The sequence below is a fragment of the Microbacterium sp. cx-55 genome (assembly GCF_021117345.1).
Classification (GTDB): Bacteria; Actinomycetota; Actinomycetes; order Actinomycetales; family Microbacteriaceae; genus Microbacterium.
In genome coordinates, this window is sequence record NZ_CP088261.1 from 1,994,354 (window position 1) to 2,010,058 (window position 15,705).

The window sequence follows — 15,705 nt, forward strand, 5'->3', positions numbered from 1 at the left end:
TAACCTGGATGGACATGTCCGATCACGTCGCTTCCGTCCTGTGGCGGTTCGCGCCGATGATCTACGGCCCCACCGTGCTCTTCTCGCTCGGGGAAGGCGCCGTCATCCCGCTGATCCCGGTGCTCGCCGCCGAACGCGGCGCCGACATCGCGCAAGCGGCCCTCATCACCTCGTTCCTCGTGATCGGACAACTGTTCGGCAACATCCCGGCGGGGTGGGCGGTCGCCCGGTTCGGGGAGCGCGCGACGATGGCCGCCGGCGGGGTGCTCGCGATCGTCGGCGCCCTGGCCATGCTGTACGGACCGTCGACCGCCGTGCTGGCGCTCTCCGTCTTCGTGATCGGATTCTGCGCGGCGATCTTCGGCCTGGCCCGCCACTCGTTCATGACGACACGGGTGCCGGTGGCGTTCCGCGCGCGGTCGCTGTCGCTTCTCGGCGGATCGTTCCGCCTCGGTACCTTCATCGGACCGTTCGTGGCCGCGGGACTCCTGGCGACCATCGGCGACGAACTTTCCGCCGTCTGGTTCTTCCTCGGCTGCCTCGTCGCGACGATCCTGCTGGTGCTGCTCGGACCGGATCCCGAGCGCGCCGCCCCCGCGGGCGCGGCGTCGAACGCTCCCGCGGCCCGGTACGACGACACCGGAGAAGCGGTCTCGGGTTCGATCCCGACATCCGAGCGCGTCGGCGTCTTCCGCACCATGTGGCAGCACCGCGGCGTGTTGTCGCGGCTGGGACTCGCCGGCGCATCACTATCGGCCATCCGCTCGGCCCGGCAAGTGGTCCTGCCGCTGTGGGGTCTCTCGCTCGGCCTCGACGCGCAGACGATCGCGCTCGTCGTGGGCATCTCCGGCGCGGTCGACTTCGCCCTCTTCTATGCGAGCGGACAGGTGATGGACCGGTTCGGGCGACTGTGGGCGGCGCTCCCGGCGACGCTCCTGATGGGGACGGGTTTCCTGGTGCTCTCGGTGACGCACGAGTTCGACAGCGCCGTCATCTGGTATGCCGTCCTCGGTGGAGTGCTGGGGCTCGGCAACGGCTTGTCGAGCGGGATCCTGCTGACTCTCGGAGCGGATGCGGCGCCCCGCAGCGACCCGGCACCGTTCCTCGGGTCGTGGCGTACGCTGACCGACGCGGGCGGCGCTGTCGCCCCGCTGATCGTGTCGGCGCTGACCGCGGCGGTTTCACTGTCGGTTGCGACCGGCGCGATGGGGCTCCTGGGATTCGTCGGCGCTGCCGCGTTCATCCGCTGGGTGCCGCGGTTCGTTCCCCGACGCGGAGGAGAAGAAACGCCGTGACCGAGTTCAATTGGGCGGGAAACCTGGCCTACTCCGTCGACGCTGTCGCCGAGCCGTCGACGCGCGACGAGCTCCGCACGCTCGTCGCTTCGGCATCCGCCGTTCGGGCGCTGGGTTCGCGTCACTCCTTCAACCGCATCGCCGACACCGCCGGGTTGCTCGTGTCGACCGCGGGCCTGCCCGCGCGCGTATCCATCGACGCCGCGCGTCGGATCGCCCGGGTCGCCGGAGGCATGCGGTACGGCGAGGTCGCCCGCGCTCTGCAGGCGAACGGCTGGGCTCTCGGCAACCTCGCCTCCCTCCCCCACATCTCGGTCGCGGGCGCCATCGCCACGGGCACCCACGGCTCAGGCGACCGCAACGGTTCACTGGCGACGGCCGTTGCGGGTGTCGAGATCCTCACCGCCGACGGCGACATCCGGATGCTGCGCCGCGGCGAGCCCGGATTCAACGGCGCCGTGGTCTCTCTGGGCGCGCTCGGGATCGTGCTCGACGTCGATCTCGACATCGAGCCGGCCTACGAGATCGCCCAGACCGTGTATGAGCGGGTCGCGTGGGAGGACGCCCTCGTCGACCTCTCCGCCGTCACCTCGCTCGGGTACAGCGTCAGCATGTTCACGACCTGGCGCGACGCCGACACGGTCGACCAGGTGTGGGTGAAGGCGCGAACGGATGCGGGGCCCGCACCCGCGTCCGTGCTGGGCGCGTCGCCCGCGTCGGCTCAGCGCCATCCGCTGCCCGGGGAGGCCGCCGACAGCACGACCCCGCAGCGCGGCGTCGCGGGTGCGTGGCTCGACCGGCTTCCGCACTTCCGCCTCGAGTTCACTCCGTCGCGCGGCGCCGAACTGCAGACGGAGTACTTCGTCTCTCGCAGAGATGCGCCCGACGCGATCCGCGCGCTCAAGGTCTTCGCGCCGCGCCTCGGGGACCTGCTGCTCGTGAACGAGGTGCGCACGATCGCTGCCGACGAGCTGTGGCTGAGCGGCGCGTACGGCCGCGACACCGTCGGGCTGCACTTCACCTGGCGGCCGGATCAGCCCGCCGTCGAGGCGCTTCTCACCGAGATCGAGGCCGCACTCGCTCCGTTCGACCCGCGCCCGCACTGGGGCAAGGTGTTCACGATGCCGACCGACGTCATCCGCTCGCGCTACCCGCGGATCGACGACTTCGCCGCACTCCGAGCGGAGTTCGACCCGCGGGGTGTCTTCCGGAACGACTACGTCGCCGCACTCGGGCTCTGAGAAGTATGCATCCCCCGCGGGCCGCCGCTGCGGCGAACGCCGCGCCCGCCGTCACCCGCGCCGGGGATCAGCTCACTCGAAAGTGATGATCCCGGCGCGCGCGGCGCGGATGAGCACCTGAACGCGGTCTCGCACATCCCACTTCGCCATGATGTTGCTGAGGTGCGATTTCACGGTCGCTTCCGAGACGCTCTGCTGTCTGGCGATCTCCGCATTCGAGAGACCGCGCGCGAGAAGTGAGACGACGGCGCGCTCCCGCGGTGTGAGCCGTTCCGCATCGGACAGACGTACGAGCTGCCCAACGCCCACCGACGCGGACACCGACGCGACGAGCATGCTCGCGACGGCCGGCGAGAGGACCCGCAGCCCGCGTGCGATATCGCGGAGCGCGGCGACGATATCCTCCGGCTCGGAATCCTTCAGCAGATAACCGCCCGCCCCCGCTTGCAGCATCGGCAGGATCGCGTCGAGTGAACCGAACGTCGTCAGCGCGAGCACCTTGGTGGCGGGATGATCGCGGGTGATGATCCGCGTCGCTTCCGCCCCACCCATGACGGGCATCTGAGCGTCCATCAGCACGACGTCCGGGGCGAGCGACGCGACCGCTGCGAGCGCGTCGGCCCCGTTCGCAGCCTCTCCGACCACCTCGATGTCGTCGGCCTCGCTGACGAACACCGTGAGGGCGCGACGGATCAGCGATTCGTCGTCGACCACGAGCACCCGAAGTTCTTGCACGCCTCCCACGATAGGACCCCGCCCGCACCCCCGACGAAAGGGGGAGAGAGCGCTCGCCTTCCGACGGAAGCGGTGCCGCCTGACCTCCCGCGATGCTGAACAGATCACATCGAACAGGAGGTGAGCATGTACTCGACCAATGGACTTTGGACCGCACTGTGCCGACTCTTCGGTGTCTGCAACTGACGCTCGCGGAGTGCTGCACGCTCACATCGCGTGAGCGCACCTTTGCATAATGGAGCGATGACCGTCCCGCCGCACGACTCGCGCAGACGACAGGTGTCGTTGCGCGCGTTGTGGGCGTCGTTGCGCACCGATGCGGCGTTCACGCGCGTCGAGCGGTGGGCACTGTGGAGCCTCATCGGCGCGGGCTTGGTGGCCGGCCTGGTACTGACCGCCTCGGCGGGGCTTCCGGGTGAGGATGCCGTCTTCCAGACGCTTCTCACCCTCGCCTTCGCACTGGTTCTCTGGCGACCGAAGGCGTTCGGGGCGGCACTGCTCATCCTGCTCGCGGTCTCCCCCGCCGTCGACGCTCAGCAGGAGGCGATCCTGGCGTTGGCGTTGGGCAGCGGGCTGATCGCACGCACGTGCACGATCGCCATCCAGGCCGCGTACGTCGTCGCCTTCTTCGGCGCGGCGATCCTGATCCACGCCTTCTTCCCGGCCTCCGAGCCCCTGTCCAGCTTCATCGCCGCCATCATCGTGGCGACCGGATCGAGCGGTGTCGGGTTGACCCTGCGTGCGGTCACGGAGCGTGAGATGCAAGCGCACCGCAAGCTTCTGGTGTCGGAGCAGGCGCGAGCGGAGGTCGCCGCCGGGGAGCGTCGGCGGATCGCCGATGATCTGCACGACGTGGTCGCCCACGATCTGACCATCATCGCGATGCACGCCCGCCTTCTCGAACGGGATCCCGACCCGGACGATCGCAGGACGTCCCAGCGCGCGATCCTCGATTCCGCGCGGCAGGCGCTCTCGGACGTGCGGCGCGTGGTGCTGCTGGCGAGCGAGGATGCGGATCCGGCGACCGGTGCCGACAACCAGCGCGGCGTCGGCGTCGCGGCGCAGGAACTCGCCCGGGAACTGACGGCAGCCGGGTACCGGGTCCAGCTGGACGACGAGGTGCCCGACGACGCCGACGTCGACCGCCTCGTGAGCGCGACTCTCGCGCGCATCGTCCGCGAAGCCGGAACCAACATCCTGAAACACGCCGTCGGAGCGCAGCGCGTGCGCATCCACTTGCAGCAGTCGGACGGCGAACTCCGACTCTCCGTGTGGAACTCGCTTCCGCGCGACCCGAGCGCGTCCGACGCGGTCAGCGGGGGGTACGGAATCGTCCGGATGAACGAACGCACCGCGATTCTCGGCGGCTCGTTCGAGTCGGGGCCGGAATCCGGCGGCTGGCAGATGCGGGCGTCTTTCCCCGCTCGCTGACCGCGCGACGACCGGCCTACCCGCGGATCTGCCGGACCTCCTCCGAAAGTCGGAGTCCGGGCAGCACTTTCGGATGGATTGACGCGGGATCGCTTGTTCACCGCTCCTGCATCGGCAACCCTGAGGGCGTCCAGGTGGGCCGATGAAAGGGGAACAAGTGAACATGACGATGGAGTCCAGAGACGTCGCACTCGCACGGCGAGTGGACGCAGCCGTGCATGCGATTTACGACGGGACGGCGAGGGGATCCGTGTCCGCACCGGTCCTCGGCACACCGGCCACGGTGGCCGCGGCGCCGGCGGCGGTCGCGACATGGAAGCTCGCGGCAGCCGCGGTCGGCGGGGCGGCCAGCGTGGTCGGCGCCTATGTCGCGGGTCGAGCGGTCGGATCGTGGTGATTGACGGCGCGCTCGAGACGCGAGTGGGTAACGCCCTCGCGGAGCTCGGGGACGCCGGCGGCGTCTCGATCATCCGCATCGGGCGAGAGGCTCAGGGCCCCGTGCTGGCGACCCCGCTCATCGCTGCGGCGTTTGCGGGAGGCGCCGTGTACGGCGGAGGCCTCGTCGCGGCGTTCGAGGCCGGCCGAGCGGTTCGCGGAGGCTGAGTCGCGATGAGGAAGGTGTCGAAGAACGGAGGGCGCACGGCCGTGCGCGTGTACGGCCGTGTGGAGTCCGGGCTTCGGCGCGCGTCGGGGTCGCGGGAGAGGGCGCTGCGAGCGAGCGAATCGTTCGCCGCCATCACCGCGACCCTGGCGAGCATGGAAGCGGTCGCGACGCGCCGAGACACCGCCGAAGGCGAACTCAACGACTGGCGCGTGCTGCGTGGCGGCCTGGCCGCCGACGCTCCCTTCGTCTCCCGACTTCTCGACAAGCTGGATGGCCCGCGCGCAGACCGCGCCTTCCACCTGACCCGGTGCGCCCTCGGGATCGCCCTCCTCATCCCGGGTCGTGGCACGGCGCTCGACCGCCTGCGGCTCTCCGCGAACGCCGGTCTCAGCATCCTCGGCATGATCAATCAGACGCGTTCCCGCTACGGCGGAGACGGCTCCGACCAGGCGGCGCTCCAGGTGCACACCGCGGCGACGATCTCCCGTCTCGGCGGCGACGCCCGCTCCATCGACGCAGGCCTCTGGTACCTCTCGCTGCAGGGAGTCCTCTCCTACGCCGTGTCCGGATGGGTCAAACTGTTCGGTCGGCCGTGGCGCGAGGGAACGGCCGTATCCGGCGTCATGCGCACGCACACCTACGGGCACGAGGGAGTGTGGCGCTTCTTCCAAAAGCACCCGGCCCTGGAGAAGACGGCGACGCGGGCGATGCTCGTCTTCGAGTCCTCGTACCCCCTCGTCTACATCGGCGGACCTGTCGTCAACGCCGCCTACTCCGCGGTCGCCATGGGCTTCCATGTCGCGAACGGTGTCGTCATGGGGCTCGGTCGATTCGTGTGGGGTTTCGCCGCGTTCCATCCTGCGATCGCCTACACGACCGACGCCACCGCACGGCGGCGCGGGCGCAGCGACGCGCTTCCCGCTGTCGCGGGCGCCGCCATCGTGGCCGCGCTCGGGGCGACGGCACTCACCGCCACTCGGCGCCGGCTTCGCGTGCTCGACGGCCCGTCCTACCTCCAGCGCCTCGAGACATCGCGCGGCAGCACCCTCGCGTATGGCGGCAAGCAGCACGGGCACCCCGTCCTGCTGTTCCTGGTCAACGCCCTGTTCTCCACGCAGGACCACTTCGGGTGGGTGACCGGGCACCTCGATCGTGACGGCTCCGTCGACTTCATCACCTACGACCGCGCGGGGTACGGCGCATCCCGCGAAGCAGCCGATGACGCGTTCCGGATCGACGATGCCGTCTCCGACTTGATCGATCTGATCGAGAACGTCGCCGACCCGGACCAGCGCATCGTGCTCGCCGGACACTCCTACGGCGGCGAGCTGATCCGACGCGTGGCCGAACGTCTCGGTGACGATCGCGTAAAGGGTCTGGTGTTCATCGACGCCACGCATCCCGAGCAGTTCGCGCAGTCGGCCTCGCAGCGGGAGGGTCTGCGTCTCGTCCGTGACGCGCAGTCGCAGATGGGCCTCCTGGTGCGCGCCGGATTCGGCTCATTCCTCGATCGCCCGTCCTGGGTGACACGCCTTCCTCCCCCCTTCCGCGCCAATGCCGAGCTGCAGTACCGGGACGGCCGGATGTGGCGCGCCGGTCACCGCGAGCTGCGGGCGGTGGAACGCGAGCTCGACATCCCGCGCCCGCCGCGACTCGATGCCGGCTCCGGTATCGCCGGACTGGTGATCTCGGCATCCCGCACGATGTCGGACGCGGATGCCGCTCGGTTCCAGCGAGAGCTCGCCTCGACGTTCGTCGCGTCCGGAGAACCGATCGTGCTCGAAGCCACGCACGACACGCTTCTCACGGATCCGCTCGTCGCCGGCGAGGTCGCCGCGCGCATCCTCGCCTTCGCGCGACAGATGGGGACACCGTCGTGATCTCGCCGCGAACGCTCCTGCGCGCCGGAACGCTGCCCCTGTTCGGCGCGGCACTCGCTGTGACGGCCGTCTCGCAGTTGCCGGGGCATTCCTTCGACCGTCTGCGGCGACGCGACCTCTTCGGTCTCATTCCGAACTGGAAGTTCTTCGCGCCGATCCCCGCCACCGATGACCACGAGGTCTTCCACCGCACGCGGACGGAGGACGGCGAATGGGATCAGTGGCGGCGGACCTCGCCGCCCGCACCGCGCAAGCTCGCCCACCTGGTCTGGTTCCCCGGACGCCGCGCCGACAAAGGCGTCTTCGATCACGCGACCGAGCTCGCCCAGCTGGCGGTGCTCGCGGATCCGGCCGAACTCGCACTCTCGTCGTCGTACCTCGTCGTCGCCGCGACCGTGCGCCGGACGGTCGCGGCCGCCGGCGGCCCCACTCCGCATCAGTTCGCCATCATCAAGCACGCCGGGTCCGACGACTCGGTCGCTCCCGAGGTCATCCTCCTGTCGCCCGTCATCGACCCTCCGAGTCCCGCACCTGTTCCGCCCATCGACGCTGTAGCCGTCGAGGCGACACCCGTCGTCTCCTCCCCCCGCCCCCTGTAAGGAGTTCCGCACATGACCTCGATGATCATCCTCTTCCTCGTCGGCACCGGCTGCCTGGCCACGGCAGCCTGGGCTGTCTGGCGCGATCCCGCGAGTCGCGACAGTCTGCGTCGCGCCTTCGGGTCCCGCGGTCAACGATGACGACGGTTGCGGCCGGGACGGCCAAATCCGTCTCCGAGCAGTACGGGTCCGCCATCGCCGGCGTCTACGACGACATCTACGGCGAGCTCGACATCGAGTCGCCGGAAGCCGCGGCGCTCCGCGGACTGGCGCTCATGACGGAGGAGCCGCGCGTGATCGTCGAGCTCGGCGTCGGCACGGGGCGCGTCCTCGGCGCGCTGGGACGCGCTGTCGCCGGAACCGGTGCGGCACGCCTCATCGGCATCGACGGATCCGCTGACCTGCTGAGCCGCGCCGCGGAGCGGTACTCGGACCTGGACCTGGAACTGGTGGAAGCCGACTTCAGCGACCCCGGGCTGACCGAGATCGTCGCACCGGGCTCCGCGAGCCTGGTGCTGTGCGTGTGCGCGTCGTTCTCGATGCTCCCGGACCGTTCCGCACAAGCCGCGACGCTTCAGAACATCGCCGCCATGCTCGGCCGCTCCGGTGTCGCCGTGATCGAAACCCACTCCCCGGCATTCGTGCACGAGGTGATCGGAGCGGCACCGACGTCCATGTTCGTGCCCTACGCCCGTCACGAGAGCGGATTAGTGTGTTTCTCCTCCGTCGAGTCTGGGATCTGGACGATGCGTCAGGTGTGGATCGACGGCGCCGAGAGCACCACGGTGCTCGAGCAGAGCCTGCTCACGCCGCCTGAGGCGCTCACCGAACTTGCCGCCGCCGCGGGTCTGCGCGTCGTCGCTCTGACGGCCAGCTTCGCCGGTGGTGAATACCTCGGCTCCGCGTCGCCGCTGTTTGCGATGACGCTCGTCCCCGAGCGTTCGGACGTCGACGCGTGACATCCCTCGCTCTGGTCGGGGTCGTCAAACGTTACGGACCGACCACTGCTCTCTCCGACTACTCCATCACGGTCCCGTCCGGTCGCATCACGGCATTCGTCGGTGCGAACGGAGCGGGCAAGTCCACGGCGATGCGCCTCCTCGGGGGCCTTCGGGCGCCGGATGCCGGCCGAGCGACGATTGCGGGACGGCCGCTCGTGACGGCGGACCGAGCCCTCATCGGGCACTCCCCGGAGGACCGCGGTCTCTACGCGGACGAGTCGGTGCGCGCTCAGCTGCGCCACTTCGCGGAACTGATCGGGCTGCCGCGACGGAGCATCCGCACCCATGTCGATGTCGTCCTGGAGCGGACGGGAATCCTCCCGCTCGCGGAACGCCGCTTCGGGCTGCTCAGCCTCGGCAATCGCCAGCGAGCACAACTCGCCCTCGCCCTCCTCGGTTCGCCGAGCTATCTTCTGCTCGACGAGCCCTTCTCCGGACTCGACGTCGACGGGCTCGCGCAGGTCTCGGGCCTGGTGCGCTCCTTGGCGGCAGACGGGGTCGGCGTTCTCGTCTCGAGCCACCAGCTCGAGGTCGTCGCCGCGGTGTCCGATCGCGTCGCCGTCATCGCCGACGGCAGATCGGTGCTCGAGGGTGACATCTCGGATGTCCTCGGCGCTGCTGAACGCGCCCTTCGTCTCACGTTCCGCGCCGCCGAAGACACGGACCAAGAGCCCAACCTCCGCGGGTTCGCCGAGCGGGTAGCCGGACGTATCGAGCGGCGTGCGGGTTCTGTCGTCGTCGAGATCCCGATCGACCCCGGAGGCAGCATTGACCCCACGCTCGTCTCGGCGGCCGCGGCCGTCGGCACGCTCACCGCCGTGGATGTCACCCAGCCCTCCCTGCGCGAACTTCTCACGGCGGCGCCGCGATGACAGTCTCGTCTGCCTTGTCTTCGTTCCGAACAGTCCTCCTCCGAGACATCCGGCGGCAGCTCGCTGCCCCCGCGCAGCTCGTTCTGTTCGTATTGATGGCGGTGATCGCAGTCCTCGTGATCGTCGCGCCCGGCATCGTCGGTGCCGCTTCCGCATCCGCCCCGCGGGTATTCGCCGTCGCGCCGTCCGACGTCGTCCGCATCGTCGCCTCCGAGCAGCCCGGATGGGAGGTGATCGGCGTCGAGGCCGTGCCCGGAGACCTCGGCGGCGATGTGGCGGTCGTCGTCGCAGAGTCCGGTGTCGAGGTGCATGTCGAGAAGGCATCGCAGGTGGCGGAAGCAGCCGCCGTCGGCGACGTCTTCGCCGGCGCCGCCCTGTCCGCGGCATCCGGGATCGCGACGCCGCCGGTCGCCTTCCGGGCGGCGGTGGATGACGGCTCGGCCGTCGTGACACGTCTCATCACGCTCGTGTCGGCTCTGCTGGTGTTCTCGGTGATCACCGGGCGCGCGTCGTGGGCCTACGGCGCCCTGTCGCGGGACCTGTCCCTGGGCCTGTTCGACGCGGTGCTGGCCCGCGCATCCGCGGCCGGCCTCCTCGGCGGTCGGATCGTCGCCGCGGCCGTTTCGGGCGTTGTGCAGTTGATCGCACTCGGCGCTATCGCCGCGGGCACGCTGACGGTCATCGGTGAATCCGAGGTTGCCGGACGGGTGGTGGAACTCGCCCTCCCGCTCTCCGTGTGGGCCGGCGCGGGCGTCGCCCTATTCACCTCGCTCGCCGTCGTGTTCGTGCTTCTCTTCCGTGGGAACGCGGCGTCGCTCGGAATTCTGATCCAGCTGGTCGGATTCGCCTCATTCGGCATCCTCATGGTCGCGCTGCTCGACCCGGGTGCCGGCTGGATCTCCGTCGCAAGCCTCATCCCGCCCGTGTCCGTGCTGCTGCTTCCGGTGCGGATGGCGGAGGGGCTCGCCGCCGCGACGGATGCGGCGGTCGCCGGCGGTGTGATGGCCGTCGCCATCATCGCGCTGTTCTGGCTCGCGCTGCGGGTGTGGCGTGCGGCGACGATGACGGACGGTCTCGGCCCGATGTGGCGCGCCGTCCTCGCACGTCGGTCGTCCGCGACGCGTCACGACCGACCCGACGCGCATGCGCTCACCGCCGCCGACGACCCGTCGGATCTGCGTCCGCAGACTCGGGTATGACGACCCCGGACGCGTTCGTCATAGGCGCCGGCCCGAACGGGTTGGCGGGCGCGGTGACCTTGGCGCGAGCGGGACTCGCGGTCACCGTGCTCGAGGCCGAGCCCACGGTCGGCGGGGGCCTGCAGTCCCACCGGCGAGGCGATGCCCTGTTCGATCGATACTCGGCCGTGCACCCTCTCGCCCTCGCGTCGCCCTTCTTCCGCGCGTGGGGACTGGAACAACGGGTGCCCTACATCGTTCCCGACATCGCCTACGCCCATCCGTTGGGAACCCGCGCGGCCATCGCCTACCGCGATCTCGACCGGACGGCGGACGAACTCGGGCGGGACGGTCGGGAATGGTCCCGACTGTTCGCTCCGCTCGTGCGGAACGCGGATGCGGTGACGGCGACCGCGTTCAGTTCCCTCCTCCAGGTGCCCCGGCATCCGGTCGCCGCGCTGGCGCTCGGCCGCACCGCGGTGCGGGGATCCTGGGCGCGAACGCGCTCTCTGCGCACTCCCGAGGCGCGCGCACTGTTGGCGGGTGTCTGGGCGCATGCCGGTGAGCCCCTCGGCTCGCTCGCGGCTGCCGCGGCCGGCTCGCTTCTGGCCACACATGCGCACGTGCGTGGCTGGGGCATCCCCGAGGGCGGCGCGCAGCGTGTCGCCGACGCTTTGGCCGCCGATCTCCTGGCGCACGGCGGTCGGATTGAGACCTCGACCGCCGTGGACGACATCACGGACCTGATGCACGCGCCGATCGTCCTGGCCGACGTCTCCCCCGCGGCTCTGCGTGCCATGCTCCCCGCGGCCCGGCGCGACGCCGCACCGCGTCCGCTTCGGCCCGGCAGCGGGGTCGCCCGCGTCGATCTGCGACTGCGCGGTTCGATCCCGTGGACCGACCCGCGTGTGGGGGGCGCATCGACCGTCCACCTCGGCGGCACCTGGCCGGAGATCGCTCACGCCGAGAACGCGGCGCGCTCGGGACGCCATCCCGAGCGTCCGTACATCCTCCTGTCGCAACCCACGGCGCACGATCCTCGCCGCTCGGCTCCCGGCTCTGAGATCGTGTGGGCCTATGTGCACGTGCCCTATGGATCGTCTCGCGACCCGCGCGACGCGGTGCTCGCCGAGCTCGAACGACACGCTCCGGGCACCCGGGACCTCGTCGCCGAGTCCTGGGGAACCCCGGCGTCGGCTCTGGCGGCGCACAACCGCAATCTGAGCGGAGGCGACATCACCGGGGGCGCGGCATCGCTCGCACGCCTGATCGCACGGCCCCGCCTGTCGCCGAATCCGTGGCGGACAGGGCTCCCCTCGGTGTATCTCTGCTCATCGTCGACGACGCCCGGACCGGGAGTGCACGGCATGTGCGGATGGTGGGCCGCGCGCACGGCGCTGCGCGATCGCTTCGCGATCGACGCACGCCTGTCAGACCTGTCGCCGACAACGATCCCGAGGGAAATTCCATGACGTCCTCCCCACCCATCGCACCGACGACCCCGGAGCTGCCGTTCCGGCACGGGCTCCGCCTCCTCGCCTCGTACGCCCGCCCATACCTCTCAATGCTCTCGGTGGGAGTGCTGCTCGGGCTGTTCGCCACGGGGGTGACCCTCGCGACGCCGATGGTCACCAAGTGGGTTCTGGACTCGCTCGGCGCGGACCTCGACCTGAGCACCCCGGTGATCGTCCTGATCCTCCTCCTCATCGTCGGGACGGTCGCCGGGCTCGTGCAGACCGTGCTGCTCGGCCGTCTCGCCGAGCACATCGTGCTCGACGCCCGGCGGTCGCTCATCCAGCGGTTCTTCCGCGCACGCCTCGAGCAGGTGCAGCGGTTCAAGACCGGCGAGCTCGTGACGCGCATCACGAGCGATACGGTGCTGCTCCGCGCGGCGACGACCTCGAGCATCGTGCAACTCGTCAACGGCACGGTGTCTCTCGTCGGAACGATCGTCCTCATGGCGATCCTGGACGGGACGCTGCTCCTCACGACGCTCGCGGCGCTCGTCGTCATCGGCGGCCTGTTCGGTGTTCTGCTGCCGCAGATCGGCAAGACGTCGAAGCGGGCACAAGATGCGATCGGCGACCTCGGCGCGCAGCTCGAAGGCGGAATCCGCGCACTCCGCACGGTCAAGTCGAGCCGGGCGGAGACGCGCGAGATCGCGCGCGTCACTCACAGCGCGGAGGAGTCTGCGCGTCACTCGGTCCGGGCCGTCTGGTACTCCGCACTCATCTGGACCGTGGCCGGCGGCGGGATGCAGCTGTCGATCATCGTCATCCTCGGACTGGGCGCGTGGCGCGTGAGCCTGGGCGAGCTCGCCGTGTCGACGCTGGTCGCGTTCCTCCTCTACGCGTTCAACATCGTCGACCCGATCACCTCGCTCGCCGGCGCGTTCGCATCGGTGCAGGCGGGGCTGGCCGCGGCCGCCCGCATCCGCGAGACCGAGCACCTCGACCTCGAGGACACCACGCGCGGCAGCGGTGCACCGGCTACTCCGCCGGCGGATGATCGCGTTCCCGCCCTGGCTCTACGTTCCGTCTCGGCCGGCTACCTCGGCGAGGACGGCTCGGCTGTGGAGGATGTGACGATCGAGATCCCGCGCCGTGGCCACACCGCGTTCGTCGGGCCGTCCGGCGCTGGGAAGACCACCGTCTTCTCGCTCCTGTTGCGCTTCATCGACCCGAGGTCCGGACGACTCGAACTCGACGGCATCCCGTACGAGGATCTGAGCATCGATCATGTGCGTTCCCGGATCGCCTACGTCGAGCAGGAGACGCCCGTCATCCCCGGGACGGTCCGAGACAACGTGCTCTTCCGCGCGGACGATGCCGACGATGCCGAGGCCTGGGACGCGCTCGCGGCCGTCCGGCTCGATGAGAAAGTACGCTCGCTACCCTCCGGTCTCGATACGACCGTCGCGGAGACGAACCTCTCCGGGGGCGAACGCCAGCGCCTGGCCGTGGCGCGAGCCCTCATCCGGCGGCCCGGAGTCCTCCTGCTCGATGAAGCAACGGCGCAGCTGGACGGGGTGACGGAAGCCGCCATCCAACGGGTCATCACGGACGCGTCGAAGACCGGCGCCGTCGTCACGATCGCGCACCGACTGTCCACCATCCTCGACGCCGATCGGATCGTCGTGCTCGACGGTGGCCGCATCCGTGACACGGGCACACATCACGAACTCCTCGGCCGCGACGCGCTCTATCGCGAATTCATCGAGGCGTTGCGGATCGACACGTCCGTGGTGCCGGCGCTCGGGGTGTAGCGGGCCGGACGCCGCGCCCACCCGCGGCGGCTTTGTCACGGCGCGATCCTCGACGGGCCGACCCCGCCAGCGCGGAGGATGGTGCGCGGCGGTGGCGTGAGTGGCGCGTCGCGGCCGGAGAGGGCCGGGATGCGCGGCATCGAACGCACGCTGGAGCGGCAGGCGGACGCCGCGCGACACAAGGTCGACGGGATGCACCGCCCGGGGGCGTTCGTCGTCTCCGGCACGCTCGCGGGCGCCTACGTCGGGATCGCCGTCGTGCTGATGCTGAGCGCGGCCGGGCCGTTCGTCGCGGCGGGCGAGGCTCCCGCGAAACTCGTGAGCGGGCTCGTCTTCGGGGTCGCGCTCACGCTCGTGGTGTTCGCCGGCGCCGAGCTCGTGACGTCGTCGATGATGACGCTCACCCAGGGCGTGCTCATGCGCGCGGTCCGCGTCGGACCCGCCGCGCTGACCCTGGGCGTCACGTTCGTCGCGAATCTTCTCGGCGCTGTGGTCTTCGGCACGCTGGTGAGCCTGTCAGGCGTGATCCATGCGAATCTCGCGGCCCACACGATGCTGCGGGCGATGCTCGCGGCGAAGGCCGAGGAATCCGTCGGCGAGCTGTTCGTCCGCGGCATCCTCTGCAACGTGCTCGTGTGTCTCGCGATCTGGATGTGCGCGCGGCTGCGCGGTGACGTCGCGAAGCTCGCGGTCATCTTCTGGGCGCTGCTCGCGTTCATCACGTCGGGGTTCGAGCACGTCGTGGCGAACATGACGACCTTCACGCTCGGGATGCTCGCGGAGGCTCCCGGGGCGACCTGGCCGATCGCAGGCGCGAACATGCTGTGGGTCGGCCTCGGCAATCTGGTCGGCGGCGCCCTGATCGTCGGGCTCGCCTACTGGCACATCGGCGGCCGCCCGAGAGCGACGGATTCGGCTGCGGGCCGGGTCGTCAGCGCCTCCGTGGACAGCTCGCGCCCGTAGTCACCCTGGTGCTCGACGAATCCTTCGATCAGGATGGGACGAGCGCACAGCATCTGGCCCCGCCGCCCGCATCGAAGGAGCAGACCACCATGACCTCCGTGATCATCCTCGTTCTCGTCGGGAGCGGCTGCCTCGCGACCGCCGCCTGGGCCACCTGGCGAGATCCCGCCAGCCGGGAGACCCTGCGTCAGTGGTTCGGCGCGAGCGAGGAGCGCTGAGCGGCCCCATCCGGTTGTGCGGCCGAACGGGTTCTCGCCGTCACCGCAGCGCGGTCCGGCTCGTCGCGGTCGCTTGTAGGTCCACCCCCTGCGGCACGAACACCGAGACGAGCGGCGGATGCCAGACGCTCGACACCGTGACCCGAGCAGACACCCCGTCCGGAGTATCCGCGGCAACCAGCGCGGCATCCACGGAGGCGGATGCGAGAAGCGCCGCTGCCTGCTCCCGCACCCCCTCCGAGGTGAGCTCGGCGCGGGGCTGGCCGTCCTGCACCTCGAGCGTGAACCCGTCGGCGGCGGCGAGCGCGGCCGCATCCGCCGTTCCGTCGAGCCGCTTCTGCGCGAGATAGAGGTCGGTCGCGCACACGCAGACGAAGACCGCCGCCAACGCGAGCACGACGTAGCCGATCACGAGCGGCATGA

Annotated in this window: 17 protein-coding genes; 15 read left to right on the forward strand and 2 right to left on the reverse strand. The window is 70.3% G+C overall.

Features of this window, described 5'->3' with window-relative positions:
- Positions 1-14: 14 nt before the first annotated feature.
- The gene (locus tag LQ938_RS09425; protein ID WP_374197452.1) at positions 15-1,295 is read left to right on the forward strand and encodes an MFS transporter; all 1,281 of its coding nucleotides are present in this window, start codon (positions 15-17) and stop codon (positions 1,293-1,295) included.
- The gene (locus LQ938_RS09430) at positions 1,292-2,536 is read left to right on the forward strand and encodes an FAD-binding protein (RefSeq protein WP_223720844.1); all 1,245 of its coding nucleotides are present in this window, start codon (positions 1,292-1,294) and stop codon (positions 2,534-2,536) included. The genes LQ938_RS09425 and LQ938_RS09430 overlap by 4 nt, the downstream gene beginning before the upstream one ends.
- Positions 2,537-2,608: 72 nt before the next feature.
- On the opposite strand, the gene LQ938_RS09435 is transcribed toward LQ938_RS09430, so the two are convergent.
- Positions 2,609-3,271, reverse strand: a complete 663-nt coding sequence (locus LQ938_RS09435; RefSeq protein ID WP_223720843.1) for a response regulator — start codon at positions 3,269-3,271, stop codon at positions 2,609-2,611.
- A 243-nt stretch (positions 3,272-3,514) separates the two neighbouring features.
- Between LQ938_RS09435 and LQ938_RS09440 the strand changes: the two genes are divergently transcribed.
- The 13 genes from LQ938_RS09440 (at position 3,515) to LQ938_RS15475 (ending at position 15,282) form a co-directional block, all read left to right on the forward strand.
- Positions 3,515-4,702: a sensor histidine kinase gene (locus tag LQ938_RS09440; protein WP_223720842.1), complete on the forward strand. Its 1,188-nt coding sequence runs from the start codon at positions 3,515-3,517 to the stop codon at positions 4,700-4,702.
- A 250-nt stretch (positions 4,703-4,952) separates the two neighbouring features.
- Complete coding sequence (locus tag LQ938_RS09445) at positions 4,953-5,099, forward strand: hypothetical protein (protein WP_223720841.1); 147 nt, start codon at positions 4,953-4,955, stop codon at positions 5,097-5,099.
- Complete coding sequence (locus LQ938_RS09450; protein ID WP_223720840.1) at positions 5,093-5,305, forward strand: hypothetical protein; 213 nt, start codon at positions 5,093-5,095, stop codon at positions 5,303-5,305. The genes LQ938_RS09445 and LQ938_RS09450 overlap by 7 nt, the downstream gene beginning before the upstream one ends.
- A gap of 15 nt (positions 5,306-5,320) precedes the next feature.
- Positions 5,321-7,186 (forward strand): alpha/beta fold hydrolase, encoded by a 1,866-nt coding sequence (locus tag LQ938_RS09455; protein WP_223720839.1) that lies wholly within the window; start codon positions 5,321-5,323, stop codon positions 7,184-7,186.
- Complete coding sequence (locus tag LQ938_RS09460; RefSeq protein WP_223720838.1) at positions 7,183-7,785, forward strand: hypothetical protein; 603 nt, start codon at positions 7,183-7,185, stop codon at positions 7,783-7,785. Before LQ938_RS09455 ends, LQ938_RS09460 begins: the two co-directional genes overlap by 4 nt.
- Positions 7,786-7,797: 12 nt before the next feature.
- Positions 7,798-7,926 carry a hypothetical protein gene (locus LQ938_RS15470; RefSeq protein ID WP_263317279.1) on the forward strand — a complete coding sequence of 43 codons (129 nt, stop codon included), beginning with the start codon at positions 7,798-7,800 and terminating at the stop codon, positions 7,924-7,926.
- Positions 7,923-8,744, forward strand: a complete 822-nt coding sequence (locus tag LQ938_RS09465) for a class I SAM-dependent methyltransferase (protein WP_223720837.1) — start codon at positions 7,923-7,925, stop codon at positions 8,742-8,744. The genes LQ938_RS15470 and LQ938_RS09465 overlap by 4 nt, the downstream gene beginning before the upstream one ends.
- Positions 8,741-9,658, forward strand: a complete 918-nt coding sequence (locus LQ938_RS09470; protein ID WP_223720836.1) for an ABC transporter ATP-binding protein — start codon at positions 8,741-8,743, stop codon at positions 9,656-9,658. Before LQ938_RS09465 ends, LQ938_RS09470 begins: the two co-directional genes overlap by 4 nt.
- Before the next feature lie 14 nt (positions 9,659-9,672).
- Complete coding sequence (locus tag LQ938_RS09475) at positions 9,673-10,857, forward strand: ABC transporter permease (RefSeq protein WP_223720835.1); 1,185 nt, start codon at positions 9,673-9,675, stop codon at positions 10,855-10,857.
- Complete coding sequence (locus LQ938_RS09480) at positions 10,854-12,308, forward strand: phytoene desaturase family protein (RefSeq protein ID WP_223720834.1); 1,455 nt, start codon at positions 10,854-10,856, stop codon at positions 12,306-12,308. Before LQ938_RS09475 ends, LQ938_RS09480 begins: the two co-directional genes overlap by 4 nt.
- A complete protein-coding gene (locus tag LQ938_RS09485) occupies positions 12,305-14,101 on the forward strand; it encodes an ABC transporter ATP-binding protein (RefSeq protein ID WP_223720833.1) in 1,797 nt (598 codons plus the stop codon). Before LQ938_RS09480 ends, LQ938_RS09485 begins: the two co-directional genes overlap by 4 nt.
- A 129-nt stretch (positions 14,102-14,230) precedes the next feature.
- Positions 14,231-15,064 carry a formate/nitrite transporter family protein gene (locus LQ938_RS09490; RefSeq protein ID WP_223720832.1) on the forward strand — a complete coding sequence of 278 codons (834 nt, stop codon included), beginning with the start codon at positions 14,231-14,233 and terminating at the stop codon, positions 15,062-15,064.
- An 89-nt stretch (positions 15,065-15,153) separates the two neighbouring features.
- Positions 15,154-15,282: a hypothetical protein gene (locus LQ938_RS15475; RefSeq protein ID WP_263317278.1), complete on the forward strand. Its 129-nt coding sequence runs from the start codon at positions 15,154-15,156 to the stop codon at positions 15,280-15,282.
- Positions 15,283-15,322: 40 nt separating this feature from the next.
- On the opposite strand, the gene LQ938_RS09495 is transcribed toward LQ938_RS15475, so the two are convergent.
- Positions 15,323-15,703 carry a pilus assembly protein TadG-related protein gene (locus tag LQ938_RS09495; RefSeq protein WP_223720877.1) on the reverse strand — a complete coding sequence of 127 codons (381 nt, stop codon included), beginning with the start codon at positions 15,701-15,703 and terminating at the stop codon, positions 15,323-15,325.
- Positions 15,704-15,705: the final 2 nt, after the last annotated feature.

Bases quoted from the DNA above. Each gene is read 5' to 3' on its own strand.
- LQ938_RS09440 (WP_223720842.1), top strand. From the start codon at position 3,515: ATGACCGTCCCGCCGCACGACTCGCGCAGACGACAGGTGTCGTTGCGC.
- LQ938_RS15470 (WP_263317279.1), top strand. From the start codon at position 7,798: ATGACCTCGATGATCATCCTCTTCCTCGTCGGCACCGGCTGCCTGGCC.
- LQ938_RS09485 (WP_223720833.1), top strand. From the start codon at position 12,305: ATGACGTCCTCCCCACCCATCGCACCGACGACCCCGGAGCTGCCGTTC.
- LQ938_RS09490 (WP_223720832.1), top strand. From the start codon at position 14,231: ATGCGCGGCATCGAACGCACGCTGGAGCGGCAGGCGGACGCCGCGCGA.
- LQ938_RS09465 (WP_223720837.1), top strand. From the start codon at position 7,923: ATGACGACGGTTGCGGCCGGGACGGCCAAATCCGTCTCCGAGCAGTAC.
- LQ938_RS09425 (WP_374197452.1), top strand. From the start codon at position 15: ATGTCCGATCACGTCGCTTCCGTCCTGTGGCGGTTCGCGCCGATGATC.
- LQ938_RS09495 (WP_223720877.1), bottom strand. From the start codon at position 15,703: ATGCCGCTCGTGATCGGCTACGTCGTGCTCGCGTTGGCGGCGGTCTTC.
- LQ938_RS15475 (WP_263317278.1), top strand. From the start codon at position 15,154: ATGACCTCCGTGATCATCCTCGTTCTCGTCGGGAGCGGCTGCCTCGCG.
- LQ938_RS09480 (WP_223720834.1), top strand. From the start codon at position 10,854: ATGACGACCCCGGACGCGTTCGTCATAGGCGCCGGCCCGAACGGGTTG.